Raw genomic sequence first — 26,989 nt, forward strand, 5'->3', positions numbered from 1 at the left:
ACTGAAGATAGGTAAAATGTGATAATTCGTCGATATTTAGTCAAAGAAACATTAAAAACACAAGGTGCAATATTATTTATATTATTGCTAATTTTCTTTTCTCAAAAGTTAATTAGAATTTTATCTAGTGCTATAGAAGGAAATGTTCCACGTGATTTAATCATGCCTTTGCTGGTATTAGGCGTATCAAATATGGCAGATTTAATTTTGCCATTAAGCTTATTTTTAGGCGTTTTAGTGACCTTTGGGCGTTTATATTCAGATAGCGAGATGGTCGCTATGCATGCCTGTGGCGTAAAAAAGAATTTGAACTACCAAGTGGTATTTTTTCTTTGTATTCTCACTTGCACATTAACCACAATCAATTGTCTTTGGTTTGGACCTTGGTCAAGCTTAAAACAAGACCAATTAGTTGAAAATGCTAAAATCAATCCGAGTTTAGCTGGTTTATTATCGGGCCAGTTTCAGCAAACCCCTGATGGAAATTCGGTGATCTATATTGGTAATGTCGATAAAAATAATTTGGAAAATATCTTTATTGCTCAAATTAATCCGAAAAACAATCAGCGACCTTCAATCATTATCGCCAATAAGGGGAGAACAGCAAATGATGCAGAAGGCAATCAAGTTATCACTCTTGATGATGCTAATCGCTATGAAGGTACGGCGCAACTAAAAGATTTTCGTATATCGAACTTTCACAATTATATGGGTATTATTAAACCTAAAGAACTCGATTCTAATAATGATGAAATCAGCAATGTTCAACAATTTGGTTTAACTGACTTATACAAAACAAAAACACAAAAAGCTCAAGCTGAGTTTTATTGGCGGCTAACCCTTATTATTTCTGTTCCGCTCATGGCATTTTTGGTGATTCCTCTTAGTGTATCAAATCCAAGACAAGGGCGATTAACACAAATTCTTCCTGCATTATTGCTCTATTTGGTCTATTTTTTATTAGCCAGTTCGATTAAAGCCAATGCAGGTAAGGGACGTTTAGATCCAGCCTTATGGTTTTATATTATCAATCTAGGGTATTTTGTTCTTGCCATAATGTTAAATTGTTGGGATAACTTATTTATGCGTAAACTTCGTTTAAAATATATTGCATCATAAAGGAGAAAAGGATGTTTTCGATTTTAGATCGCTATATTGGTAAAACCATTATCAGTACTATCGGCATTAGCCTGTTTTTATTAATTAGCCTATCAGGCATTATCCGTTTTATTGATCAGTTAAGAAAGATAAAAGTTGATTACGATGCTTTTGCTGTAGGTATTTATTCTCTATTGATGGTACCGAAAGATTTAGAAGTTTTTTTTCCAATGGCTGCATTGCTTGGTGCTTTAATTGGATTAGGAATGTTAGCTTCTCGTAGTGAATTGATAGTTATGGAAACGGCAGGATTCAGTCGTTTCAAAATTGCCCTAGCAGTCATGAAGACAGCGTTACCACTAGTACTTCTCACTATGGCTATTGGAGAATGGGTTGCACCTATTAGTGAGCAAACAGCACGAAATATGCGTTCAGAAAAACTCTATGGCAGTTCATTAATGGCACAACAAGGTAGCTTATGGACTAAAGATGGCAATGATTATATCTATATAGGTCATGTCAATGGCGACAGTTCAATATCCAACATTGATATCTATTCGGTAGATAATAATAAATTATTATCAATAACTCATGCCGATAATGGTGTATTCAAAAATAATGTTTGGATATTATCCCAAATTGAAAAAAGCGATTTAACTCAACAGAATAAAATTCAAACAAGCAACATTCTTTCCATGGAATGGAAAACCAATATTACCCCTGACAAGTTAAGCATTGTGGCATTTGATCCCGATTCTCTTTCTGCTTCTGGGCTATACCAATATTCACAATATTTAAAAAGCTCAGGTCAAGATACTAAAAATTATGATTTACTTTTTTGGAAGAAAATAATTAAACCGCTTTCGGTTGCTGTTATGATGTTGCTTGCACTGTCCTTTATTTTTGGGCCTTTGCGTAGCGTTTCGATGGGAGTAAGAGTGATCATTGGTATAAGTTGTGGCTTTATCTTTTATATTGCTGATAATCTTTTTGCCCAAGCTAGCATTGTAATAGGCATCTACCCTATTATCGGCTCAATGTTAACTAGCTTAGTCTTTCTTTTGATCAGCTATATTTTGTTTAAAAGAAAAAATTGAGCATATCATTAAATACTAGGGTATTTTATATAAACAGATAATTAAATATCTAAAATTTTATATGGGCTTTCTTGATTGAATGATTAACAATGCCGAATTGATAATCACAATAGCACTCAATATCAATGATATAGCTATGTTCCGTTTATTTAATCAACAAATATTCAGATAACAAATATTTAATGCATCCTAAACAATCTGTAGTACTGAGTGGATGCATTAAGTATTTTCAAAAAGCTCTAAATATTGACCATAACCGGCAGACTCGAGTTCTTCCTTAGGTATAAAACGTAAAGCCGCTGAGTTGATACAGTAACGCAAACCACCCAAAGCTTTTGGACCATCATTAAATACATGACCAAGATGAGAGTCACCTTTTGCTGAACGTACTTCAATGCGATTCATTCCGTGACTGTAGTCATGTTTTTCAATAATATTTTTGTTATTTATCGATTTAGAAAAACTTGGCCAACCACATCCAGAATCGAATTTATCAAAAGAAGTAAATAAAGGTTCGCCCGATACAACATCCACATACAACCCTTCCCGATGATTATCATTGAATTCATTATCATGGGGCGGTTCGGTTCCATTTTGTTGAGTAACATAGTATTGCATTGGTGTTAATTGTGATATCGCTTTTTCTTTTAATGTATTATTCATAAATCACCTTACCTATTTAATTAAGAATTTTTCAACAATAACTAATTTACTTTTAGCATGGATTGAAGAACTTTATCTTTAATCCAAAAGTAATGATATAAAGCACTTACAATATGTAAAATAAGTAAAACAATTAATAGATATGAACTCACTTTATGCAAAATATGAAACAATTGATACATTGCATTTGACATATCAATAGCTGGAATTGAGATAATCCCAAAAAAATTGAGCGATCGGCTGCTCATTAAGTAGCCTGATAAAGGTATCATTATCAATAAAATATAGATAAATCCTTGTGTTGATTTGGACAAAATACGCTGTAATTTTTGTTTTTTTGGTAAAACTTCGGGTACCCCATCTTCCTTGATAACAATGAAGCGCAAGATGGTTAACATAAATATCACCACTCCAAAGGATTTATGAAAGAGATAAACCATAAACATCCCGCCCAAATATTGTGACATCGTCACTTTGAATATTAACAAGATGAATTCCAAAAACACGAGTATAAAAGTTAACCAGTGGATCCATTTTAGTTTGCTATTATATTCTGGGTAGTTTTCCATAAAGTATGTATCCTTTTATTTATTTTTGGGCCAATGTTGAGCAATAAACTGGCTTCGCCCTGATCGTTGATAATACTGATTATAGTGCATAGGTTCTTTTGTGTAATAATTTTGGTGATAATCTTCTGCAGGATAAAAAGTTACCGCAGGTTCAATTGCCACTTCTATCTTTTTGCTAAATCGTCCACTGTCTTGCAGCGCTTGTTTTGATGCTAAGGCTTGTTTATGTTGAAATTCGTTGTGATAAAATATGGCAGGTCGATAAGAATCGCCCCGATCAGCAAATTGCCCTTGAGCATCAGTAGGATCGATTTGCTGCCAAAAAATATCAAGCAATTTTTTATAACTGATAACTTTAGGGTCAAATGTTATCTGTACAGCCTCGGTGTGACCTGTTTTGCCCGAACAAACTTGTTGATAGGTTGGATTTTCAACATGTCCGCCTGTATAGCCTGATATTACGTTTATTACTCCTTCGTACTGATCAAAGGGTTTTACCATACACCAAAAACAGCCACCGGCAAATGTTGCTTGTTCGAATTGTTGCATAATAACCTCCTGATTAAATTATTTTTGGCAAATTTATTCACTTTTATTTATTCTGTTTCAACACGTTGGATCATGCATTTTTTATTATTTATTACTCATATTACTTGAAATAGATTAAAAAAACACCATATTTTCACTGTATCGTAACAGTTTTAGGGGGTCTATTTTATGGCAAGTGGGTGGGCATCAGACGATGCTGTTAATCAACAAATCGAAGGTACTATTGCAGATGCCATCGAAATTGCAAGACGGCAATTAAAACATGGCACAATTAGTGCTTATTTTTGTAGTGAGTGTGGCGAGCCGATTGTGCAAGCAAGACGAGAAGCATTACCAGGTGTACAATTTTGTCTGTCTTGCCAACAAGAGATTGACAAGCAATTAGCTAAAACGGCTAGTCTGTATAACCGCCGTGGCAGCAAAGATAGCCAACTTCGATAATCTTAATTTGAGGGAAATTTCCGTTCCCTCTCATTGCATTTTACTGAATAATGATTTATGACTTTCGAGTTTTATTATTTTTACGAACATCATCATAAGGATAAACCAGCAGTTTATTATCAAACCATTCCGCACAAAAAATATCCTCGATATTATCATATCCCTGCTTTTTGATTTCATGCTTAACCCATGTCTCGCTTTTATGTAACTGTTCAAGATTATCCTCACTAATCGCACCATTTTCTATAATTAGCACAGCGATATCTTTATCCCCTTTTTTGATAATTGTTAATGAACCATTCAATTCATACCATACTTGCTTTAACTGGCTAAAAGCACATATACCTTGAATATTGATCAGCGTTTCAAAATCTCTGACAGGCAAATTCGCCTTAGCAAAATTGTCAGTAATTAAGTCACCATTTTTAACGAGTTGAATCGGCTCACCGTCTATGGCATCTCGTAATCGTGAGTTTTTGGATTTGATGAATCGAACCAATATGAGCAGCCCAGCCCAAATAGCAACTAACCCCGCGGATTGCCATGCAGAAACATTAGAATTAAGAAGTGCCCCACCCACTAATGCACCAATCACCATACTACCAACTTGATCCAATTGCGACATAGGGGCTATTTGGCTTTTGCCCGATAACTTAACATAAATAAGTAAAATGATAAGAGCGACTAAAAATTTTGGGGCCATTTCGAGTAAATACATGTCCAACCTCCAAGAATCTATCCGATTAAAACAACCAAAAGTTTTGTAAAATGAAATAAGCAGATAAATGACAGTTAAAAAATGAGTATCACGAACTAACTAAATTTTATTGAGTTGAAATCAATTTTAAAAATAACTTGAAGTGTAATTAAAACCACAATAGTTTACTCTAAAATGCATTTTAAAAAAATGTTAATTGAAAATTAAAAAAACTGTCTGATTAATAAAATTTTTTTATTTTATTAATCCGATTACTGATAAAATTAAGTCCATAAAATCCATTATTTACGCATATCAAGCGAAAGTTATTTTCTTATCAATCAAAATGATTTGATCAATATCGATTTTTGCCCTTCAATCTTACTGCTAACATCATTTAGCAACTATTAATAAAATGATAAAAAAGAAAGATGTTTTTTTTATGTTTCTTCTATTAAACATTTAAAACTTATTATTATGCTCATTTAAAAGCCATTTTCCGAGATAATCAACAAATAACAAACTGACTGATAATAAGAAAGATGCCGATGCATACAACACTTTACCAGACCTTTTGTTAACCGCTTCGTCTTTGATGATTGAAGGTAAGAACAAAATTGAGATGGTATACACTCCTAAATATTTTTTACAAATTAAATGATCATTCACTTATAAAACTCAATTTTCAAACAATCGATCGATCACACTAAAATTTCATTTATTGGCTTATCTTATTGGTCGGTAAAACCCATTTTTTATCACTTTGCCGTCCGTTATTTTGTCAAAAAGTTTGAGGAAAAGGGTATGTTTCAGTAAAAATGATGATTCAGTTTTTAAAACTGAATCAACGTTACGTGCAAAATGTTCAAAAACAATCGGTAAAATTTCAATTCGGTTTCTCCTTTTTTGATCATGCTCAGGCAACAAATCACAAGAGAATTTTATTGATTTATTAATGATATCAGTAAGTTATACTCCTAATTCAGAATTAAAGAATTTTAAAAAAAAAGATTGCAAAATATGCGAAACAGGGTATGTTATATTCTTTTTTAGATTATTTATTAACGTGAATTCAACTCAGGTATGACTCACGTTTATACATAAAACAAGCCATCATATTTTGTCAAAATAAAGTTAAATGAGTATTGATAACGATAAAGTATTATTAGCAAGCATGAAACCTATCTGGAATAATATGAATAAAGGATCCCCTCATCGGATAAATTTTTTAACGAATGGTTTAGCGCCCCATATTACCGTACGACCCGATAGTCACAAGCAGCAGGGTGTAACCGATAAAAACGGCCAAACCAAAGTCTTTTATGCAAATTCACCTAACTCAATTTATCTACAATTAACCCAACTGGTATAAGGAAATTTTTATGGACAATAACCAACCAGGCCCATTCACCACCGCCAGGACAAAAAAAATTGGTCCTAATGGGGAAGTTGCTGTACATCAACTAATCATTAAACGACCAGTTGAAGTCATATTGACCATTGGAATATTTTTTGACGGTACCGCCAATAACTCATTTAACATTAGCATGCGTGAAGAATATCAACAGGCGCTTGCCCGAGGCGAAACACCTGAAATCGCTTTTCCTGTATTCAGCACCAGTTACACCAATGACCATTCGAATGTCTACAAATTATATCAAATGTATGATACTGATGAGGATAAGGATTTTTCATTATTATCAAAAGATAAAAATGGTACGGTACATTATCAACTAAAAATCTATATTGAAGGTGTCGGTAGCCAAACCGGTAAAAGTGATAGCAATATTGGTTTTGGTACGGGATTAGGCTCGACTGGGATCAAGGGCAAAATTAATCGGGCAATCACCGAAATTGAAAAACAATTAAAGATTTTTTTAAGAAAAGCCCAGAAAATACGGATTCAGCAAATTCGCTACGACGTATTTGGTTTTAGCCGGGGGGCAGCCACCGCCCGTTATTTTACTAACTTTGTTGCCGATACACTCAACGATGGCAATAAACAAGGTCACAATAACCCGTTAACCCAAATGTTAAATCAAGCCTTAGACGGGAAAAAAAGCAACCATTGGCAAGGGACAGCGAATGGTCGAGTCCATTTTTTAGGGATTTTTGATACCGTAGCTGGGATTGCCCGTCCTGAAAATTTATTTGATGCGGGTGATGCCAACACTTTTGATATTGATATCCATATTCACCCCGATTCGACCGATGCCGGTTTACACATTCAAGCGGCACACGAATATCGGCATAATTTCTCGATGAACGATGTGCCTGATGATTTTAAAAAAATCAGCATGCCCGGTGCCCATTCGGATATTGGTGGTGGTTACCCCAATAACGATATTGAAGAAAACCTTTATATTACCGATGTGTATCAACATACTGACCTTCATTTAGGGCAACCAACTCATATTCAGCAAAAACTGCAAAAAGCCTTGGTGAAAATTCAGCAACATCCTGATTTACACTATCTATTTTATGGCTTGAACGAAGAAAACTTTTACCAATGGACCACCGCCGTGAAATACGATAACAGTAACTATACCAATGCTTATGGGGCGATTCGTGTCAAACGGCAAATTAAATTTGGTCTTGATCGCATCGCTTTAAGGGTAATGTATAACGAAGCGGTCAAACAAAATTGTAAATTTATGCCCTTTTTAGATGGTTATGCTATACCAAACGAACTGCAAAGTGTGGCAACGAAAATTATTAACGCCGCCGACCGTTATCAAACTTACCCATTAACCGATGCTGAAAAGCATTTAGTGTTAAATCACTATACCCACTGCTCGGCCGAATACGAACGCTTTTTTTACAGTAAACCGGCGGAAAAAGAACTGATTGAAAAAAATACTGGTCAAATAGTGAAAATTAGCTGGCCGGCAAAAAGTGAAAAAGAGTTCGTCAAAACACGTTTACTGCAAGTGCACCAACCGCACCTTAACCAACAGGGTGATTGGCAACGGCTCATTCACCCCGAACATTAACATAGAAGGACTGCTTATGTTGAAACACATTATTACCGTCGTCAGTTTGGTAATGCTTATCACCGGTTGCCATACCTCACGTAACACTAACCGAGTTGACCCCAATTTACCCAAAAAACCTTACGATGAATGGCGTATTGGTGGTCGTTATCCACTCTATTTTCAATCAACAGTTTTTTCAACCATGGTAAAAACCCAATCCAATAAATATAAAATTATTAATATCGCTGCTGGGGGTAATTACAGTCGGGATCCGGGTAAATGGAACACACGTTTTGGTATCAATGACCTGCCTGTGTATTCTGATTTACCGGAAGAATTTTATATTTGCTGGTCCTCTTTTGCCGATCAAACCTTTTATCGCACTAAATTAGTGGTGCCATTGTGGGCACGGCAAGAAATGGTAACGCCACATCACTACTATTCTGAAGCCTACGATCAAAATGAGATTGGTTATAATGACACGGTTATTATTGGTTTTGCCCCGGGTGGCAGTGTGACCGGTTGGCTCATAGGCGTTGCTCACCCTGATGCACCGTCAATAGAGTTTGGTAAAGGGATCACCGAACGGATACCGCAAGGATCTGATGTGTGTCCCAATCCTTACCCGAACGGAAAAATAACTGAAATCACTCCCGAAGCTAAAGCCTGGTTAAAAAAACACGGCATGCCTAAAGCGTGGCAAGAAAAGTACAATAACGTCACCATGGGACAATACCTGAAACTGAAAAATCCACCCAATTTTTAGGCTATGAGCAACCAGTCAGGGAAAACAATGGCTGATTTGCTGATCAATTGGGCATAAACTCGTTGCCAACTAAAGCGATTGGCAACGGCTCATTCACCCCGATCATTAACATAGAAGGACTGCTTATGTTGAAACGCATTATTACCGTCGTCAGTTTGGTAATGCTTATCACCGGTTGCCATACCTCACGTAACACTAACCGAGTTGACCCCAATTTACCCAAAAAACCTTACGCTGAATGGCGTATTGGTGGTCGTTATCCACTCTATTTTCAATCAGAGGTTTTTTCAACCATGGTAAAAACCCAATCCAATAAATATAAAATTATTAATATCGCTCCGGGTGGTAATTACAGTCGGGATCCGGGTAAATGGAACACACGTTTTGGTATCAATGACCTGCCTGTGTATTCTGATTTACCGGAAGAATTTTATATTTGCTGGTCCTCTTTTGCCGATCAAACTTTTTATCGCACTAAATTAGTGGTGCCATTGTGGGCACGGCAAGAAATGGTAACGCCACATCACTACTATTCTGAAGCCTACAATAAAAATAAGATTGGTTATAATAACACGGTTATTATTGGTTTTGCCCCGGGTGGCAGTGTGACCGGTTGGCTCATAGGCGTTGCTCACCCTGACGCACCGTCAATAGAGTTTGGTAAAGGGATCACCGAACGGATACCGCAAGGATCTGATGTGTGTCCCAATCCTTACCCGAACGGAAAAATAACTGACATCACTCCCAAAGCTAAAGCCTGGTTAAAAAAACACGGCATGCCTAAAGCATGGCAAGAAAAGTACAATAACGTCACCATGGGACAATACCTGAAACTGAAAAATCCACCCAATTTTTAGGCTATTCTTGCATATGAACATAATGATTTCTCAGGGTCATCTTATACAATTAGGTAAGTGAGTTTGAAGGTTTTAATTAAAAAAATCATATATAGCGTATACGTAAGAAATCATAATGCACTTGATAATATGGAATCTCTACAATACGCTAAAAAGTACAATCTATTTAACCTAAGTCGTTTGTTTGTTATTGAGTAGTATATGTCAGTTGCTTGCTTTTTTTTCAGTTCAAAACTCAAATGTGCCAATGGCAGTCAATGATTATTTTTATATTAATTAAATTGATTTATATCACCAAATACCATTTTAATACCTTCACTAATATCACATATATCATCCAGGTATAAAATATGTAGATTCTTCTTCGCACGAGAACAAGCCACGTAAATTAGATTCTGAGTATTTTCTATTTGTCCTTTATAGTTGATATTCCCCAATTTTTTATTTTGTTCCTCTGGAGTAGATTGAATATGTGAAAAATAATTTTTAAACTTATCTTTTCCAGGACCAGTACTGCCGAAATTATGTTCCATAATAATAGCTACATTATCATATTCGGATCCTTTAGTTCCATGATAGGTATGATAAATGACCTTCGTGTTAGTATCTCTATCTTCATTAATAAATGAAACCCATTTTAACCATTCAGTTAATTCAACGTTGAGAATTGTCTGAATTTTTTTGTCATTTTCGTGTTTTAGCTCTTCAACTTCGTTAGATTCTTCAAACATTGTTTTATAAATCATATCTCTGATATATGTATAAAATGAATTATATTTTTTGATTTCGGAATAAAGTTTTGAAAAAATGTTATTGAGACAATATTTAATTGCCAAATTAGTATCATCAACGTGATGACTTTGAATAATTTCCGATATATTTTTTAGTAACTCTTCCAAAGTATTCACTTTCATACCAGAAAATAAATTAATTACTGTTTTAGCATTATCAAATGTAATATCATTATTAGTCTTTCCAAACAGATCATAATATGTTGTATTCTCATCATTTAACTTTTTATAAAACATTACTAAATGATAAAAAATAAGCACAGCAGGATGAAGTTTTTCTAGTTGATGTGACAGAAGTTGAGAATTAATATCTTTATAGTAAATAATTTTAGAATCACTAATTGATTTATAAACATTTTCAAATCCTCCAAGACTGGCTAATGAACGATTTAGAGGAATCAAACAGTCAATTTTTTCATCTTGCGGAATTGTTCTATGATATTGGTCTATGAATTCTCGTATTTTACTAGTTTTATTTTCTTCATCCGTTTTCTTTAAATAGAAAAACTGGATGTCCCCCTTGTTACGGCTGGGATCTATCGGTTTTTGTTGGATACTGTCATTTCTAATTTTATTAATAATATCAATTACTTGAATATTGGATCGTCGATTAAATATCTTATCAATATTTTCAATTCCTAAATGAATTTTCTGAATATTACTACCGACGCCATCATCATAGATATTTTGTTTTGTGTCTCCAAAGTAACCAACTAGCCACCTTTTCATGTTTTTGAGCACATAATAGTGCAATATTTGAACTAACTTTATCACATTCTCGTGAGAATCTTGATATTCATCAATAAAAATATAGGGGTATTTATCCACAAGAATTCTTCTAAGCATTGGATGTTTATTAATCAACGACAGGCTATATTCCAATAATGTATCATGACTAAACCTCATAGAGGCTAATTGATCTGAATTAAATTTACTGTCATAAAGGATTGTAATCTTTTTTCGTTCTAGAGGATCATTAATTCTATCTAACGCATTTGTGTAACGCTCTTTTTTATAAAAAAGCTCTACAAGTTTTTTAAAGTTACTTACATTGTTTAAAGCTGAGGAGAGATAAGCGTGTTTAGATTGATAGCTTGTATAACATTGCTTAAATTTATCTGCAGAATAATCTCTATTTACATAAAAGCAATGTTTTGTTTCTTGAATTAGGGATAAAAATAACTCTAAGTTGTCATTAAAAATGGCTGATAGATTTTTATCCTTTTTATATTCTTCTATTTTTTTTTGAATATTAGTTAATTCAATTTCTAGCTTTTCCTTATGTAAGTCGATTAATTTGCTCTTTTGATATAATTTTATCTGTTCCCATAACATTTCATGAATAGTTGAAACTAAAACAAATTGTGTATTGCCAAGACGTTCTTTAATCTCATTAACGGCTACATTGGTATACGTTATACATATGATTTTTTGATTATTTTTTCTCAGTTCTAATTGTTTTGTATTTAGAATATATTTTATAGATTCGATAAGGGCATAAGTCTTTCCTGCACCTGCGCCGGCATTGAATCGAAAACATTTAAACTTGTTAATTGAATCAAAAATTTTATCTTGTATTTCACGCTCTTGTTTAAGATTTTGCTCTAATGTCATAACTTATACCTTATACCTTATACCTTATTGCTTAATTTATTTTCCAACCATATAAAACCATCTTTAATATATTTAGGTAATTCGCGTTTTAAACTGTTATCAGAGGTAATGAGTTCATAAAGTAACTGACTCGCAAATTCAGATTTACCATCATTATTGCTAAGACTTCGCTGTAATCTAAATGAATTCTGTATTAAGTTTTCCATTTTTTTTCCGTCTTCAGTAATGTCTTTATAAATATTTGGTCTAATATTAGATATTACTTTATGCAAAAGAGCATTTTGGTAATGAGTTAATATGATGGCTTCTTCTAAACTTGTTGCAAATTGCCCCTCGATGGGATCTTTTTGATAGACAGCATAGAGCAAACCTTCTTCGAAATAATCTTTTAACTTGTTGAGGCAAATGGTTTTATCAGATGTATCAGATGTATCTGATGTATCTGAGTTAATTAAATTTTTTAATAAATAAATTAATGTTGGATTAGTGGTATGTCTATTTTCTAGAGACGTTATTTGTGCATAATTTATTTGATCAGAATCTTGGTTAAAACAAATAGGGCATTGTTGATCTTTTTCTTTGTGTTTTTTATTTTTCTCGCAGCTATATCTTTTGATATCTAAATCAGTAATGATTAGGCAAGGAATATTTAATTTTCGAATTAAAGGCAAATAGACTTTACTATGAGCACCATCGATTCTAAATATTGAGATATAGTAATTATTTAATATCTTATTTTGTTCTAAATAATAATATAACAATGTTTCTTCTGTTACTCCTTCCACAAGGATAACCGCATCTGAAAAGAACAATTCAGATACTTTGTATTTAATATGTTTTTTTAAGAATAAAATATCATTCTCTCTCGTTGGGCTATCTTCTTCAAAAATATTCGTGTCATCTAAAGGTATCGAAACTGAATATTGATTTTTAATTGTTAAATAATTAATATTATTGAAAGAATTTGAACCATGAATTTTACTATTTACAATATGAGAGGAGTGCGTTGTTACTATGATTTGACATTGAAGTGTTTTCTTATTTTCTGACTCCTTATAAGCTAATTCTAAAGCTTTTTGAACGGCATTATCAATTCGAGAAATAAAAAACTCTTGCATTTGCGGATGCATGAATACTTCTGGTTCTTCAATAAATAATAAATTTATTCGACTTTGATGGCAATTTTCTTCATAAGTATCAATATAATGAATTATTTCACCGATGATATTAAGTAAGTTTATATAACCTAAACCAAATTGATCTTCGGGTATGAAATCATCACCATCAGTAAAGCTATATTTAATTAAATTTTTTAGAATACTTTTTTGTGTAACATTTCCTCTTAATTGCATGCCAACGTGATTTTCATGTTCGATCTTCTGTAAAATTGTAGAAACAGATTCATTTTTGTCTTGAACTCTTTCTGTAATGGTATCATTGATGGTTTTAATATCATTCTTAAATAAATCTTTATATCTCTCATCGTCGAATTGAGAAGAGACAATTCGTTGAAAAACACTTGTAAGTACATTTTCATTTAGATGACGATTCGCTCTGATATATCTAATTGAAAATAGGTTATGCAATGAAAAAGAATTAATATCAGTATCATTTTTATTTTTGTATGTAACTTTATATTCAATAACCGATTTATCATCAAGCAGCTCACATAGTTTTTCTAACAGTATATTATTTTTTGAATTAGTATTAATTTGATCTTCTTCAGTTTCGGTTTCTTTAATTATTTTTTTAATATGATCATGAAAAAGTTGGGTATCTTTTAATTCATATATAACTTTTATTTCAATTGCTTCTGCTATTCCATTATGACTTAATGTGATAAATTGGGAAAGGTTTGTAATAAGATCTTGACATCCATTAAAGTCGATTTTTACCCTAAGTATGAACTCTAACTCAGGAGTAGGAAGGTTTTCGAATGGTTTATCTGCTTTATAAATTTCTAGATACCTATTAAGTAATTTTTTTAAATAATAGATATTGAAATCAGACGATTTAAGAGATTTGTTTCTTTCTTCAGTAATGAAAGCTAACGCATTAGTAATTGTTGATTTTCCAGCATTGTTTTTACCAATAATTAATGTACTTGATGGAGAAATTAAAGGTTCTGATTTTCTATCTTCATCTTGATGATTGGATGAATGAGCGATCTGACTGGGATTGACAAAATATACTGTATTATCCTCTTCGCCAAACTTTCGATAATTTTTTATCGTAAAGCTCTCTAAATACATTATTTATCTCCTTATATACACTTATAAAATCAGTATGGGAATCCAATCTATCTTCACATGAAATATTTTTGTTTTAATTACGTAAAAAATTAGTTAACAAAAGGTAGATAGAGATTCTTTTAAATGAACAGATATTTTGCAGCTAGACCATGTAATCATTGGTTCATTCATTATTAAAACTCTTCCTTCCTATTTAAGAGTGTTATCTTATTAAATAATATCAGAAAATTTTCTAATTTGAAATTGATTATTTATCTTCACATTCTATTATTTTTTTAAAACGCTTCAAATATCTGCTGTTCGGTCAGTAGAGTCGAAACGAATTTTTGCTCGAGGCAGAATTCTTTATTTGCTCATATTTTGCAACAAAAATAATTGGAAAAAAAAAATAATATTCGACCTACTCTTTTTTCTTGCTCGTCCAATCTAGTTGCCTTAAATATCCCCGTTGAGCTTACTGAACTATCCTACACATATTCCCCAACAGTATCATGATGTGTAGTAATAATGCCTTACTTGCAATTCATTGAGTGCTATAGATGACATAAGATAGAATACCATGCTCAAATCCCTAGAAACCTGTGCCAAAACTTTCTGGTTTGTAAAACTTTGATTTTGATAATATGCTATAGCTTCTTGATCAAAATTATACCCGAGACTATGCGGTGAACGTTGAACTTTAGGATCAATGGTTTAAGAAGGATTGCACAGTAGTGCATTCCTACTGTCGATGAATAGGTTGGTATTAGTCAACATCATTCTTAAAATAAGGATTAACTTTGCCTTGCTGCCTATATCAATTTAAAGTAGTCGTTTGTAACTAGGTTTTTAACTTACAGATGAGTAATTAATCACTTTTTTATTAGGAACGATTAACCACATATTAACGCAGATGATTATTTTTAATTAATAAAGCACGTTGATTTGAAGAAGCACAATGCGTTTCATAATGTTATGATACTATTAATAAAAAAGGGAAAGTTGGTTAAAGATAATCTCCTTCCAAAAGACGGTTATTGTTGACGCACAAATAATAGGAAAGTCAATGTCGAAGCGAATTTTACGTCGTTGAAGATATTTTTTTAATTTCTATTTACTCTTACTGTAATAGGATTATGACAGTATCCCCCCGCTAGAGCGATAACTTATGTGGATTGTCTGTCTAACTGAATAGAGACGAAAACCTACCTCAGAATTAAAGAAGACCGGTCTAAATGTGGCACATTTTATTATGTAATAATGGATGATAGTCTTGTTGAATCAAACTACCTCAGGTTATGCTTAACAAGTCAGCGAATCATGCCTTGTTTATCCCGTCATCTTAAATAAAATCAACCTTTATTTTTGCTACCATTATCTGTTAACAAGAAAATAGGATATCAAGGAAGATATCTATAAATTTCTTTATTTTTAATGGAGATATTCGAAAGCATGATGACTTATTTTTATTAATTGGCAAGACTGTTGATTAATTAGAATAGTTTAAGTATTTATAGCATCAATATTGTTGATCAAGTCGAAAATGTATTTTTTATCATGTGCAAAATTGTGATTTTCTGTACCAAATAAGGAAGTGTAAGAAATCATCCCCTCTAATGCCAACATGATAAAATGAGAAACTTCTTCGCATGATTGTGTTTTGCCTAAACATTCTTGAATCGTAGTTTGAATCCAATATTTATGTTCTCGTGCAATTGTACAAATTTCTTCATTTTTATTTTGATATTCAGCTTGAGCACGAACAAACATGCAACCATGAAAATTATCACTATGAAACCATCGAATATACCATGAAATAATGGCATTTATCTTGTCAATTTTATCCGAAAAGACAGCCACCACATTGGTAAGAGACTCTCTAAAGAAAGCATCTCTTCTCAATAGCACTTTACATACTAACCCATTTTTATCACTAAAATATTTATAAAGTGTTCTTTTAGAGACACCTGCACGGTTTGCCACTAAATCTAAACTTATAGCACGATAGCCTTGTTCATTAAATAATAATTCAGCAGAATCCAATATATTATCTACAATCTCAGGTTTAAGTTTCATTACTCTACTCATTTCAAATTGGTTCGAAAACGACCTCAATTATATCACGATTATGATTATAGAATATTTTAAGAATAACATTTGATCATTTCTGACTAAATAACTACACTATGTAAACGATACAGTTTACATAGTGTAGTTATTTATCTTTTTTTATATAAATATAAGGAGCAGGCATGTTTAAAAAAATCGTTGGTGGGGAAGTTTTACAATCTAGACCCGATGTAAAAACAATACTGAGAGGTTTTGCAGGTGGATTTTTGGGGATTATCGTGTTACTTTTAATTACCCGTTTATATGGTGTTGTTTCAATTATGGCGCCATTAGGAGCGACGTGTGTTTTGTTATTCGCTGTCCCTAAATCTCCATTAGCTCAACCTAGAAATATTATTGGAGGGCATTTAATTTCTACATTAATAGGATTATTAACAATGAATCTATTTGGTGATGGAATGCTCCCTATCGCATTCGCTGTTGGTGCTTCAATTGCATTAATGCAACTACTGCGTGTTGTTCACGCACCTGCTGGAGCTAATCCACTCCTTATTATAATGTCAGGAACGACTAATTATTCATTTTTACTTACACCTGTACTTATTGGATCAGTATTGTTAGTTATTATTGCATTAGTGATCAATAATATTGGTATTGGTACTCGCTGGCCTTGTTACTGGTTTGGATATCAGCTAAGTATAAGTAAAAGGAAGATAAAATCAAAAAAGGAATAATCCACCCATTTTATTTCTAACCATTTCAACCGTTTGAGAATTAATTTCAGTACAACAAAGAGTTAAATTAATTAATTAATCGATTCATACTCATATTATCTTGATAAGAAATAAAATAAAAAACAAAAGGAATATAAAATTGAAAGCATAAAAAGGTCCACCTACTCAAAACAAGATAGCATCAAACTGAATCAGAAATGAATGTATCAATGTTCAAATTGCAAAGTAAGATACTTAAAAGTGTAAGTATAAGCCGGTATTTTAAATTCTCATCAATAGTTTGGTTTATAAAGATAAGTACGTAACGCTTTGATTACTTAGTATCTACTGGCATTATACGATGTTAGTAAATTAATAATTAGAATTGGAGCGGGAAACGAGGTTCGAACTCGCGACCTCAACCTTGGCAAGGTTGCGCTCTACCAACTGAGCTATTCCCGCATGAGAAGTGTTTTAAATGGTGCCCGGGGCGAGACTTGAACTCGCACGGCCAAAAAGGCCGAGGGATTTTAAATCCCTTGTGTCTACCGATTTCACCACCCGGGCTCAAAACTAATTACTAAATGTAATTGCGTTTTGGATGCTGTGCATTTTACTCATTTGAGAAATATCGTCAACTAAAAAATGAAAATAATTGTTCGATTGCTCAATGTTTATCACATTTGCGAGTTTATTAACCTTTTTTACTATTAACGATGTTTTTTAGATCCATAATCGGTAAAATTCAAATAGGCATAAATTTTCTTGAGCTAAATTAGAATATAGTTTTTAACGTCAAATTTTTCACGCTTGAAGATCAGAACATAAAAATATTTAGGTTTATTGTACATAAATTTATGTTCTGAATAGTGGCATTAGCAAAACGCTAGTTAACAATACGACGATTTTGCTACTACGAATGGATGATAAAAAAACGGTAGTTTAATTAAACACTAAAAGATGAACCACAACCACATGTGGATGTTGCATTAGGATTATCTACTACAAAACGTGAACCCTGTAAGCCTTCAACATAATCAATAGTGCCTCCAACTAGATACTGTAAACTCATTGGATCTACAACAAGTGATACACCATTTTTTTCGATAGCAAGATCATCTTCATTTACATTTTCATCAAAAGTGAAACCATATTGAAAACCACTACAACCACCACCAGTTATGTAAACTCGTAATTTTAGGTTTGGATTTTCTTCTTCTGTGACTAATAATTTAACTTTATTAGCGGCAGCATCCGTAAAGTTAATCGGAAAAGCATTACTCATTTTTTTCTCCCAATATTTGATAGCGATATTATATACCGTTGCTGATTGAAAATACAAAACGAAAACTTCTATTAAATAAATTTTTAATCGCTAACTTGAATTTATTTTGATTTTATGAATAAATACAACAAATTTTTTTACAGAGGTTACCTCAATGAAGCTAAATAAATTTAAGTCAGAAAAGTTGTATCATCAAGCATTATCTGTAATGCCTGGTGGTGTAAACTCTCCTGTGCGGGCTTTTAATGGTGTAGGTGGTACACCATTATTTATTGAACGCGCAAATGGCGCTTATATTTATGATGTTGATGGAAAAGCATATATTGATTATGTTGGTTCTTGGGGGCCAATGATCTTAGGGCATAACGATCCCGATGTAGCTAGTGCAGTTATTGATGCCATTCACAATGGATTAAGTTATGGTGCGCCAACAGAAATAGAAACCAAAGTAGCTAATCTTGTTACACAGTTAATGCCTTCAATTGAAATGCTACGTATGGTAAATTCAGGCACAGAAGCAACCATGAGTGCGATACGTGTTGCTCGTGGATTTACTGGACGAGATAAAATTATTAAATTTGAAGGTTGTTATCATGGGCATGCGGATTACTTATTAGTTAAAGCAGGGTCTGGTGCCCTCACCTTTGGTCATCCTACTTCACCGGGCGTCCCTAATGATTTTGTAAAACATACTTTAGTGTGTGATTATAATAATTTGGCATCCGTTAAACAACAATTTGAGCAATATCCTAACGACATTGCTGCGATTATTGTTGAGCCTGTAGCAGGAAATATGAATTGTGTTCCTGCGAGAAAAGAGTTTCTGCATGGATTACGGACATTATGTGATGAATATGGAGCACTCTTAATTATCGATGAAGTGATGACTGGATTTAGAGTCGCTTTGGGCGGAGCTCAAGATTATTATGATGTAGTGCCGGATTTAACATGTTTAGGAAAAATTATTGGCGGTGGCATGCCTGTCGGTGCGTTTGGTGGACGAGCTGACATTATGCAACAATTGGCTCCAACTGGACCTATTTATCAAGCAGGCACATTATCCGGCAATCCAGTTGCCATGGCTGCGGGATATACAACTTTGACTAAACTGATGGAAGTAGGTATCTATCAAGAATTAATGGATAAAACAGCAGTATTAGTTAATGGTCTAAAAAAAGCAGCCAAAACACATAATGTCCCCTTAGTAGTCAATCACGCAGGTGCCATGTTTGGACTATTTTTCACAACCGCTGATGAAGTAAGCAGCTATCAGGATGTTATGCAGTGTAATATTGAATTATTCAAAAAATTCTATCATTATATGCTCGCTGAAGGTGTTTATCTTGCGCCATCTGCATTTGAAGCAGGCTTCATGTCGATTAAACATACCGACAGGGAGATCAATCACACAATTGATGCAGCAAATCGTTTTTTTAGTAACTTAAACTTTTAGTTTATAAATTCTCTATTTTTAAACAAAAGGCATGACACTATTTTTTAATACACTACAGAGATAAAAAATTAAATTATTAAAATAGGTAAATATTATATGGTTAATCCTCTAAAAGAAGGTGAAAAAGCACCTGAGTTTTCATTACCTGACCAAGATGGAGAGTACATCAGCTTGAAAGATTTTAAAGGTCAACGTGTTTTAATCTATTTTTATCCCAAAGCCATGACACCCGGTTGTACAGTGCAAGCTTGTAATTTACGAGATAGTTCTGATGATTTCAACCAATACGATGTGGTGATCCTTGGCATTAGTACAGATAAACCTGAAAAGTTATCTCGATTTGTTGAAAAAGAGTTGTTAAATTTTACTTTGCTTTCTGATGAAAATCATGAAGTTGCCCAAGCATTTGGGACTTGGGGCGAAAAAGAATTCATGGGTAAAACCTATGAAGGTATTCATCGAATTAGTTTTTTAATTAGCAAAGACGGGAATATTGAAAAAGTTTTTGATAATTTTAAAACAAGCGATCATCATGAAATCGTTTTAGACTATTTAGAAAATCAATCTAACTAATTTTTCAAGCAGATTAAATTGTTTAATCTGCTTTAATTTCTTTTATTCCATTATTATTAATATCTTCAGGTGTTGGCCAAGCGTTAATAATAGCTTTAACTAATGTAGCCAATGGTATAGCAAAAAATATTCCCCAAAATCCCCATAATCCCCCATACACAATCACAGAAATAATAATCACTAACGGATGAAGATTTAATTTCTCTGAAAATAAACAAGGTACCAATAAATTGCCATCCAACGCTTGGATTAAAACATAACAGATCATTAAATAGGTAAATTCAGGACTTATTCCCCACTGGAAGATGGCAATTAGCACTACAGGGATCGTTGAAATAATAATGCCAATATATGGAATCAATACTGATAGACCGACAATCACTGCAAGCAACAAACCATAATCCAATCCAAAATACCAAAATGGAATATACACACAAACAGCTAAAATGATTATGTGTAACACATTGCCAACGATATAGTTTGAGATTTGCATATCCATTTCAGCGGCTACCTTATTTAAAATCGTACGATTTTTAGGTAAAATTTTAGAACAATAGGCTAATATCTTGGTTTTGTCCTTTAATAAAAAAAACATCATTATGGGTACCAAAACAGCGTTAATTGCAACGGATACAAACCCTAACAAAGAGACAATTGAAAATTGTAATAATGAGTTTCCTGTTTGCACAACTTTGCTCGTAATGCCTTGAATTATTGAGTCAAATAACCTAACATCAATTAATTCAGGATAATGTTGAGGTAAAGTTGTTAAGAAATTATTAGCAAAATTAAGCATGTTAGGAATATTAGTGATCAAGCTAATACTTTGCTGCCAAATCAATGGTAGTAAAATCATGATTCCGACAAGAACTACCATCATAAACAGTAATAAAACAATAATAACTGCTAATGTTCTTGGCAAACCTTTTCTATGTAAAAAATTAACAGGACTATCGAGTAAATAGGAAAGCACTATGGCAATTAATATAGGTAGCAGAATTTTATTGAAAAAATAGATGATAATAAATAAGCCGATAATCACCGCCATTAATGACACTACATGCGGATCACTAAAACGCTTTTTATACCATTCCATAAACATTTTTAACATCAAAATTCTCCTATCGTACGGGTTACTTGAATTATAAACTCTTTAATTGATTATTTTTTAAAACCACCTAATATACCACGGGTGATTTTTCGACTAATTTGATTCACTACTTGTCTAGTTGCACTTTTAGCTAGCTGTTGGGCAATACCATCATGTTGTCCACCTTTTGGTCCTGTGGAACCAAAGAATATTGAGCGGAAAAAATCAAGTAATCCACCACCGTTTTTATTTTGTTGATTAATCGGGTTGTTATTTACGCTTTGATCATTCTTATCAGACAGAGAGTTAGATAAGTTATTTAATGAAAATCCATTTTTTAATATCTCATAAGCAGATTGACGATCAATAGTCGATTGATATTTGTTATAATACTGGGAATGTTGGATAATTGCTGATTGGTTTTCTGGAGACATTGCCCCCATTTTCGATCCTGGTGCAATAACAAAACCACGTTCGACCATATTCGGACGACCTTTTTCATCTAAAAAAGAAATCAATGCTTCACCAACACCTAATTCTATTATCGCTTTCTCAGTATCAAAACTTGGATTAGCACGCATTGTTTGTGCAGCGGTTTTGACGGCCTTTTGATCTTTTGGTGTAAAAGCTCGTAAAGCATGTTGAACACGATTACCTAATTGCCCTAATACGGTATCCGGAATATCTGTCGGGTTTTGCGAAGCAAAATAAATACCCACCCCTTTGGAGCGAATTAAACGTACTACTTGTTCAATTTTTTCTAGTAAAGCTGGCGAAATATCATTAAATAACAAATGGGCTTCATCAAAAAAGAACACCAGTTTAGGTTTGTCTGGATCACCAATTTCGGGTAAATGTTCAAATAGTTCAGATAAGAGCCATAAAAGGAAAACAGAATACAATTTAGGTAAATTATATAATTTTTGTGCAGACAAAATATTGATAATTCCTTTTCCTTCTGCATTTACTTGTATTAAGTCTTGAATATCAAGCATAGGTTCGCCAAGAAAAAATTCAGCACCTTGTTGTTCAAGCGTCAGTAGTCCACGTTGAATTGCTCCTATTGACGAAAGTGAAATATTACCGTATTGAGTTATAAATTGTTTGGCATTCTCACCAACAAATTGAATTAAAGAACGAAGATCCTTGAAATCAAGTAACAATAAACCATTATCATCAGCGATTTTAAAAACCAATTGCAATACACCGGATTGAATATCATTTAGATTGAGTAATCGTGCTAATAAAATCGGACCTATATCAGATACGGTACTACGAACAGGTATCCCTTTTTCAGCAAAAACATCCCAGAGTTCAATGGGTGATGCATCAGGTTGCCAATTATTAACTTGTATATTATCTAAACGAGCCTTCAATTTCTCCGTTAAAATAGCCTTTTCCCCAAGACCAGTTAAATCGCCTTTCACATCAGCAAGAAAAACTGGTACGCCTATTTGTGAAAAACCTTCGGCCATTTTTTGTAATGTAACTGTTTTACCCGTACCTGTTGCGCCAGTAATTAAACCATGACGATTAGCTAATGCTGCTATAATGGATAAATCTTTGCCATGGCTTTTGGCGATTATGATCGATTCATTCATGGATTAACCTCTTGAAAAATGTTGTTTAATATTTGATGGATAAAAACAATTTACCTATTTTGTCAATTAAATGCTTTTTACTGTTAAAGTTTTAAAGAATATTGTATGCTGAATTAGCAGTAACCGCTATTTTTATTATCCATCTAGCCAATATAAGGAGCCGTTATGTTTCCAGAATATCGCGAATTAATCTCTAAATTGAAAAATAACGATTTACGTTTTCAAAAACTGTTTGATTTACACAATGAACTTGATCAAAAAATTAAAAATATTGAGTCTGGAATTACTGTTGATACGAGCGAAACGATAGATGAGTTGAAAAAACAAAAACTAAAACTGAAAGATGAAATTTATGATATTTTAAGAAAAACCAATGATAACCATTTAAAGTTATAGTTAATTAAATAGTTATTTTTAGACAGATAATAGATTCAAAAAATTAATGAATAAATAAAAAACCCCAATTAATGGGGTTTTTTATTGTATATTAACTTACCTAATTACACCAACGATTTTATTATAATATTGGTGATTATGCTTTTTATTACTTAATCAAGTGTCCTCGAGCCTTTTTTTGTTTGCGACTTTTGATTAGTACAATTAGATTTTTATGTGGTGTTTTCATGTGTTATTTCCTTTTAGTTGTAATTGTATGATTCACAAGATGTTTTATTAGATATAATTTTTAAGATATAAATTAACTATATAAATGAAATTTACATCATTTATATAGTTTTTAATCAAGCTAGAACCATTGGCCGAAACGTTTGATATAGATACGTTTCATTAATTGAGCAACACAGCAATAGCTGAATAATGTTGCTAATAGCCATGGGAAATATGACCAAGGTAATGGTTGCAATCCAATTAATCCACCTAAAGGTGAAAACGGAATATAAATACCCACAGCCATAATTAACAGTGTCATTACAATAACTGGGAATGCAGCTGTACTTTGCACAAATGGAATTTTTTGTGTTCTAAGCATGTGCACAACCAGCGTTTGTGATAACAAACCTTCAATAAACCAACCAGAATGGAACAGTGATTGGGCTTCAATATTATTAGCACTAAATACAAACCACATTAGTGCATAGGTTGTGATATCAAAAATGGACGATGTTGGTCCTATCCAAATCATAAAACGCCCAATATTACGAGCATCCCATTTACGTGGTTTTTGTAAAAACTCGTCATCCATCTTATCCCATGGTAATGAGAGTTGTGAAATATCATACAGCAAGTTTTGAATAAGTAAATGTATCGCTAGCATCGGTAAAAACGGTAAAAACGCACTAGCAACTAATACTGAAAATATATTACCAAAGTTAGAACTAGCCGTCATGTTCAGATATTTCATGATATTACCGAAAGTTTCACGACCACAAATAACGCCTTCTTCTAATACCATCAAGCTTTTTTCTAATAAAATGATATCTGCAGATTCTTTAGCGATATCCGTGGCGGTATCAACAGAGATCCCCACATCAGCATCACGTAAAGCCGGTGCATCATTAATACCATCGCCAAGAAAACCAACAGTATGACCATTATCTTGCAATAAACGAATTATGCGTGATTTTTGCAATGGAGTTAATTTTGCAAAAATAGTACGTTGTTCAATTTGCACTTTTAGCTGTTCATCGTCCATTGTTTCAATTTCAGTACCCAGTAAAGGAATACCAGGTTCTAAACCTACTTCGCGGCATACTTTAATGGTGATTATTTCATTATCACCTGTTAACACTTTAACCCCAACCCCATGTTCGTTTAACGCGGAAATAGCTTCATAAGCGCTCTCTTTTGGCGGATCTAAAAAAGTTAAAAAACCACGAATCGCTAAAGCTTTTTCATCTTGAACATTATATTGAGTTTTAGTTTGGTTAAAGGGTATCTCTTTTATACCAACCGCTAATACTCTAAAACCATCTCTATTATAGTTATGAGCCAATTCAATCAATGCTTGTTTACGGTTTTCATCTAATGGTAAATATTCTCCGTTTTCATAAACAAAATCCGAAATTGATAGCATTTCTTCAACGGCACCTTTACAGATCATCAAATGATTATCATCATTACCTTGAACAACAACAGATAAACGACGACGAACAAAATCAAATGGTAATTCATCAATTTTTTTATAAAAACCAATACCTACTTTTTTGACACTGGTTTTTTCTTCGGCAAAACGGATGATAGCTTTATCCATCAAGTTTTTCATTCCACTTTGATAATAACTATTGAGCCAAGCTAGTTGAAGAACAGATGGATCAATTTGCCCGTTTATATCTAAATGATGTTCTAAAATGATTTTATCTTGAGTCAATGTGCCAGTTTTATCAGTACATAAAATGTCCATCGCACCAAAATTTTGAATAGCGTTTAAACGTTTCACAACAACTTTACGTTTTGCCATCCCAACGGCACCTTTGGCAAGGTTTGCACTAACGATCATTGGCAACATTTCAGGCGTTAAACCAACCGCAACAGCTAAAGCAAATAACGTTGCTTCCCCCCAATCCCCTTTTGTAAATCCATTTATTAATAGAACAATAGGAACCATCACTAACATAAAGCGAATCAATAACCAACTTACACTATTTACGCCGCGATCGAATGAGGTTTCGGCTCTTGATCCAACTATTGATTTTGCTAATGAACCAAAATGTGTATCAGCACCGGTTGCAACCACTATAGCTGTTGCCGTTCCGCTCACTACATTTGTACCCATAAAACAAATATTATTAACATCAAGCACATTATCTTTATCAAGATCAGAAGCTTCAACATTATCGCTGGTTTTTTGAGTTACCGCGCCTAATGTGTCGTATTTTTCAACAGGAATGGATTCGCCTGTTAATACAGCTTGGCTAACAAATAAATCACGTGATTCAATCAAACGAATATCGGCGGGGATCATATCGCCTGCTGATAAATAAACAATATCGCCTGGAACAATTTCACTTAATGGAATTTCAATGCGTTCGGGGCTCATATCTTTATGTGCTCGGCGCAATACCGTTGCGGTGGTTCGGATCATGGATTTTAAAGCTTCGGCAGCCTTGTTTGATCTAAATTCCTGCCAAAAACGTAATATTCCACTTAGTGTTACCATAGTTAAAATAATGATAACGCCAGTCAGATCGGTTTCTTCACCACTTTGTAGTGGTAACCAGTAATCAGTGACAAAACTAACTATTGCTAATATCAATAGCACAAATATAAACGGATTGTTAAAAGCTAATAGTAATTGAGCAAAAGCAGAAGGTACTTTTTCACGAGCGACTTCATTTTTTCCATACTGTTCCAATCGAGATTTAGCATTTTCTTGAGTTAATCCAGATAGGCTTGATTGGAAATTAGATAAAATATTATCAAGACTGTTCTGAGCTTCTTCAAGAGCCTTTATGTTTGAAGTATTTTCTGTCTTTACTTTAGATGTTTTTTTGATCATAGTTTGTACCTATCCATACTTTTTAGACAAAAGAAACCTACACTTTGTTAAATCATAACTAAGCATTTAAGTCCTAATTGCTAAAATCTAAACGCAAAGCAATAACTAGCCATTTAAGCTGATGCTTAGCATAAAATAAAAATTTAGAAAAAAATAAAATGAGTTAAGAGTTAGATACAACTTGGTGGTTCTAGGTGCTTATCTGTAAGATATAACACTCTTAGAAGCACTTTTAGGGCGCAATGATGTTTTGAATTTGAGTGATAGCATTTAAAAAACTGCATATCGTTCACCGTTACCGTTTTTATCAATTTCGGCTCGTGAACTGAAAAAATAACTATTTAGACAGGTTCATTAACCGATAATGATGCGTTTGAATTTATCTCCCCACTGTTTGGGGTG

General features: G+C 33.2%; 21 protein-coding genes, 2 tRNA genes and 1 pseudogene. 11 read left to right on the forward strand and 13 right to left on the reverse strand.

Annotation, left to right across the window (positions count from 1 at the left end; translation table 11 throughout):
• The first annotated feature begins 18 nt into the window (after nt 1-18).
• Both lptF and lptG read left to right on the forward strand, forming a co-directional pair.
• Nucleotides 19-1,119: an LPS export ABC transporter permease LptF gene (gene lptF / locus J3U13_RS06550; protein ID WP_267340951.1), complete on the forward strand. Its 1,101-nt coding sequence runs from the start codon at nt 19-21 to the stop codon at nt 1,117-1,119.
• 11 nt (nt 1,120-1,130) lie between these two features.
• Nucleotides 1,131-2,195: an LPS export ABC transporter permease LptG gene (gene lptG / locus J3U13_RS06555; RefSeq protein WP_267340953.1), complete on the forward strand. Its 1,065-nt coding sequence runs from the start codon at nt 1,131-1,133 to the stop codon at nt 2,193-2,195.
• 219 nt (nt 2,196-2,414) lie between these two features.
• Here the strand turns inward: lptG and msrB are convergent.
• The 3 genes and pseudogenes from msrB to msrA all read right to left on the reverse strand — a co-directional run.
• Nucleotides 2,415-2,855: pseudogene (msrB, locus tag J3U13_RS06560) on the reverse strand (peptide-methionine (R)-S-oxide reductase MsrB); the annotation flags it as partial.
• Between the two features lie 44 nt (nt 2,856-2,899).
• Entirely contained in the window at nt 2,900-3,427 is a 528-nt protein-coding gene (locus tag J3U13_RS06565) for a cytochrome b (RefSeq protein ID WP_267340956.1), read from the reverse strand.
• A 15-nt stretch (nt 3,428-3,442) separates the two neighbouring features.
• Nucleotides 3,443-3,976, reverse strand: coding sequence for a peptide-methionine (S)-S-oxide reductase MsrA (gene msrA, locus J3U13_RS06570; protein ID WP_267340957.1), 534 nt, complete (start codon nt 3,974-3,976; stop codon nt 3,443-3,445).
• A 168-nt stretch (nt 3,977-4,144) separates the two neighbouring features.
• Between msrA and J3U13_RS06575 the strand changes: the two genes are divergently transcribed.
• Nucleotides 4,145-4,417 carry a DksA/TraR family C4-type zinc finger protein gene (locus tag J3U13_RS06575; RefSeq protein WP_267340958.1) on the forward strand — a complete coding sequence of 91 codons (273 nt, stop codon included), beginning with the start codon at nt 4,145-4,147 and terminating at the stop codon, nt 4,415-4,417.
• Nucleotides 4,418-4,472: 55 nt separating this feature from the next.
• On the opposite strand, the gene J3U13_RS06580 is transcribed toward J3U13_RS06575, so the two are convergent.
• Nucleotides 4,473-5,135, reverse strand: a complete 663-nt coding sequence (locus J3U13_RS06580) for a DUF421 domain-containing protein (RefSeq protein ID WP_267340959.1) — start codon at nt 5,133-5,135, stop codon at nt 4,473-4,475.
• Between the two features lie 1,117 nt (nt 5,136-6,252).
• Here J3U13_RS06580 and J3U13_RS06585 point away from each other — a divergent pair.
• The 4 genes from J3U13_RS06585 to J3U13_RS06600 all read left to right on the forward strand — a co-directional run bounded on the left by J3U13_RS06585 (nt 6,253) and on the right by J3U13_RS06600 (nt 9,712).
• On the forward strand, nt 6,253-6,486 hold the full coding sequence (locus J3U13_RS06585; RefSeq protein WP_267340961.1) for a hypothetical protein: 234 nt from the start codon (nt 6,253-6,255) through the stop codon (nt 6,484-6,486).
• A 10-nt stretch (nt 6,487-6,496) separates the two neighbouring features.
• On the forward strand, nt 6,497-8,107 hold the full coding sequence (locus tag J3U13_RS06590) for a T6SS phospholipase effector Tle1-like catalytic domain-containing protein (RefSeq protein ID WP_267340962.1): 1,611 nt from the start codon (nt 6,497-6,499) through the stop codon (nt 8,105-8,107).
• A 16-nt stretch (nt 8,108-8,123) separates the two neighbouring features.
• Nucleotides 8,124-8,855, forward strand: coding sequence for a DUF2931 family protein (locus tag J3U13_RS06595; protein ID WP_267340963.1), 732 nt, complete (start codon nt 8,124-8,126; stop codon nt 8,853-8,855).
• Between the two features lie 125 nt (nt 8,856-8,980).
• Nucleotides 8,981-9,712, forward strand: coding sequence for a DUF2931 family protein (locus J3U13_RS06600; RefSeq protein WP_267340965.1), 732 nt, complete (start codon nt 8,981-8,983; stop codon nt 9,710-9,712).
• 272 nt (nt 9,713-9,984) lie between these two features.
• Here J3U13_RS06600 and J3U13_RS06605 read toward each other — a convergent pair whose 3' ends face one another.
• The 3 genes from J3U13_RS06605 to J3U13_RS06615 form a co-directional block, all read right to left on the reverse strand.
• Complete coding sequence (locus J3U13_RS06605; protein ID WP_267340967.1) at nt 9,985-12,117, reverse strand: ATP-dependent helicase; 2,133 nt, start codon at nt 12,115-12,117, stop codon at nt 9,985-9,987.
• 17 nt (nt 12,118-12,134) lie between these two features.
• A complete protein-coding gene (locus tag J3U13_RS06610) occupies nt 12,135-14,369 on the reverse strand; it encodes an AAA family ATPase (protein ID WP_267340968.1) in 2,235 nt (744 codons plus the stop codon).
• Between the two features lie 1,482 nt (nt 14,370-15,851).
• On the reverse strand, nt 15,852-16,424 hold the full coding sequence (locus J3U13_RS06615; protein WP_267340969.1) for a TetR/AcrR family transcriptional regulator: 573 nt from the start codon (nt 16,422-16,424) through the stop codon (nt 15,852-15,854).
• 176 nt (nt 16,425-16,600) lie between these two features.
• Here J3U13_RS06615 and J3U13_RS06620 point away from each other — a divergent pair, with 176 nt between their 5' ends.
• Nucleotides 16,601-17,152, forward strand: a complete 552-nt coding sequence (locus J3U13_RS06620) for an HPP family protein (RefSeq protein ID WP_267340970.1) — start codon at nt 16,601-16,603, stop codon at nt 17,150-17,152.
• Between the two features lie 365 nt (nt 17,153-17,517).
• Here J3U13_RS06620 and J3U13_RS06625 read toward each other — a convergent pair.
• The 3 genes from J3U13_RS06625 to erpA form a co-directional block, all read right to left on the reverse strand.
• Nucleotides 17,518-17,593 (reverse strand) — tRNA-Gly (locus tag J3U13_RS06625).
• A 17-nt stretch (nt 17,594-17,610) separates the two neighbouring features.
• Nucleotides 17,611-17,698, reverse strand: a tRNA-Leu gene (locus J3U13_RS06630).
• A gap of 379 nt (nt 17,699-18,077) precedes the next feature.
• The gene (gene erpA, locus J3U13_RS06635) at nt 18,078-18,416 is read right to left on the reverse strand and encodes an iron-sulfur cluster insertion protein ErpA (protein WP_267340971.1); all 339 of its coding nucleotides are present in this window, start codon (nt 18,414-18,416) and stop codon (nt 18,078-18,080) included.
• Nucleotides 18,417-18,570: 154 nt separating this feature from the next.
• On the opposite strand from erpA, the gene hemL reads away from it, so the two are divergent.
• Both hemL and bcp read left to right on the forward strand, forming a co-directional pair.
• Nucleotides 18,571-19,869, forward strand: a complete 1,299-nt coding sequence (gene hemL / locus J3U13_RS06640; protein ID WP_267340973.1) for a glutamate-1-semialdehyde 2,1-aminomutase — start codon at nt 18,571-18,573, stop codon at nt 19,867-19,869.
• Nucleotides 19,870-19,965: 96 nt separating this feature from the next.
• Nucleotides 19,966-20,442 carry a thioredoxin-dependent thiol peroxidase gene (bcp, locus tag J3U13_RS06645; RefSeq protein ID WP_267340975.1) on the forward strand — a complete coding sequence of 159 codons (477 nt, stop codon included), beginning with the start codon at nt 19,966-19,968 and terminating at the stop codon, nt 20,440-20,442.
• 22 nt (nt 20,443-20,464) lie between these two features.
• Here bcp and J3U13_RS06650 read toward each other — a convergent pair whose 3' ends face one another.
• Nucleotides 20,465-21,553 carry an AI-2E family transporter gene (locus tag J3U13_RS06650; RefSeq protein ID WP_267340976.1) on the reverse strand — a complete coding sequence of 363 codons (1,089 nt, stop codon included), beginning with the start codon at nt 21,551-21,553 and terminating at the stop codon, nt 20,465-20,467.
• 50 nt (nt 21,554-21,603) lie between these two features.
• A complete protein-coding gene (locus J3U13_RS06655) occupies nt 21,604-23,133 on the reverse strand; it encodes a helicase HerA-like C-terminal domain-containing protein (RefSeq protein WP_267340978.1) in 1,530 nt (509 codons plus the stop codon).
• A gap of 165 nt (nt 23,134-23,298) precedes the next feature.
• Between J3U13_RS06655 and J3U13_RS06660 the strand changes: the two genes are divergently transcribed.
• Complete coding sequence (locus J3U13_RS06660; RefSeq protein ID WP_267340979.1) at nt 23,299-23,529, forward strand: YdcH family protein; 231 nt, start codon at nt 23,299-23,301, stop codon at nt 23,527-23,529.
• 349 nt (nt 23,530-23,878) lie between these two features.
• Here J3U13_RS06660 and mgtA read toward each other — a convergent pair whose 3' ends face one another.
• On the reverse strand, nt 23,879-26,587 hold the full coding sequence (gene mgtA, locus J3U13_RS06665; RefSeq protein ID WP_267340980.1) for a magnesium-translocating P-type ATPase: 2,709 nt from the start codon (nt 26,585-26,587) through the stop codon (nt 23,879-23,881).
• Nucleotides 26,588-26,989 lie beyond the last annotated feature (402 nt).

This window comes from Gilliamella sp. B2887, from assembly GCF_026537015.1.
Lineage (GTDB): Bacteria > Pseudomonadota > Gammaproteobacteria > Enterobacterales > Orbaceae > Gilliamella.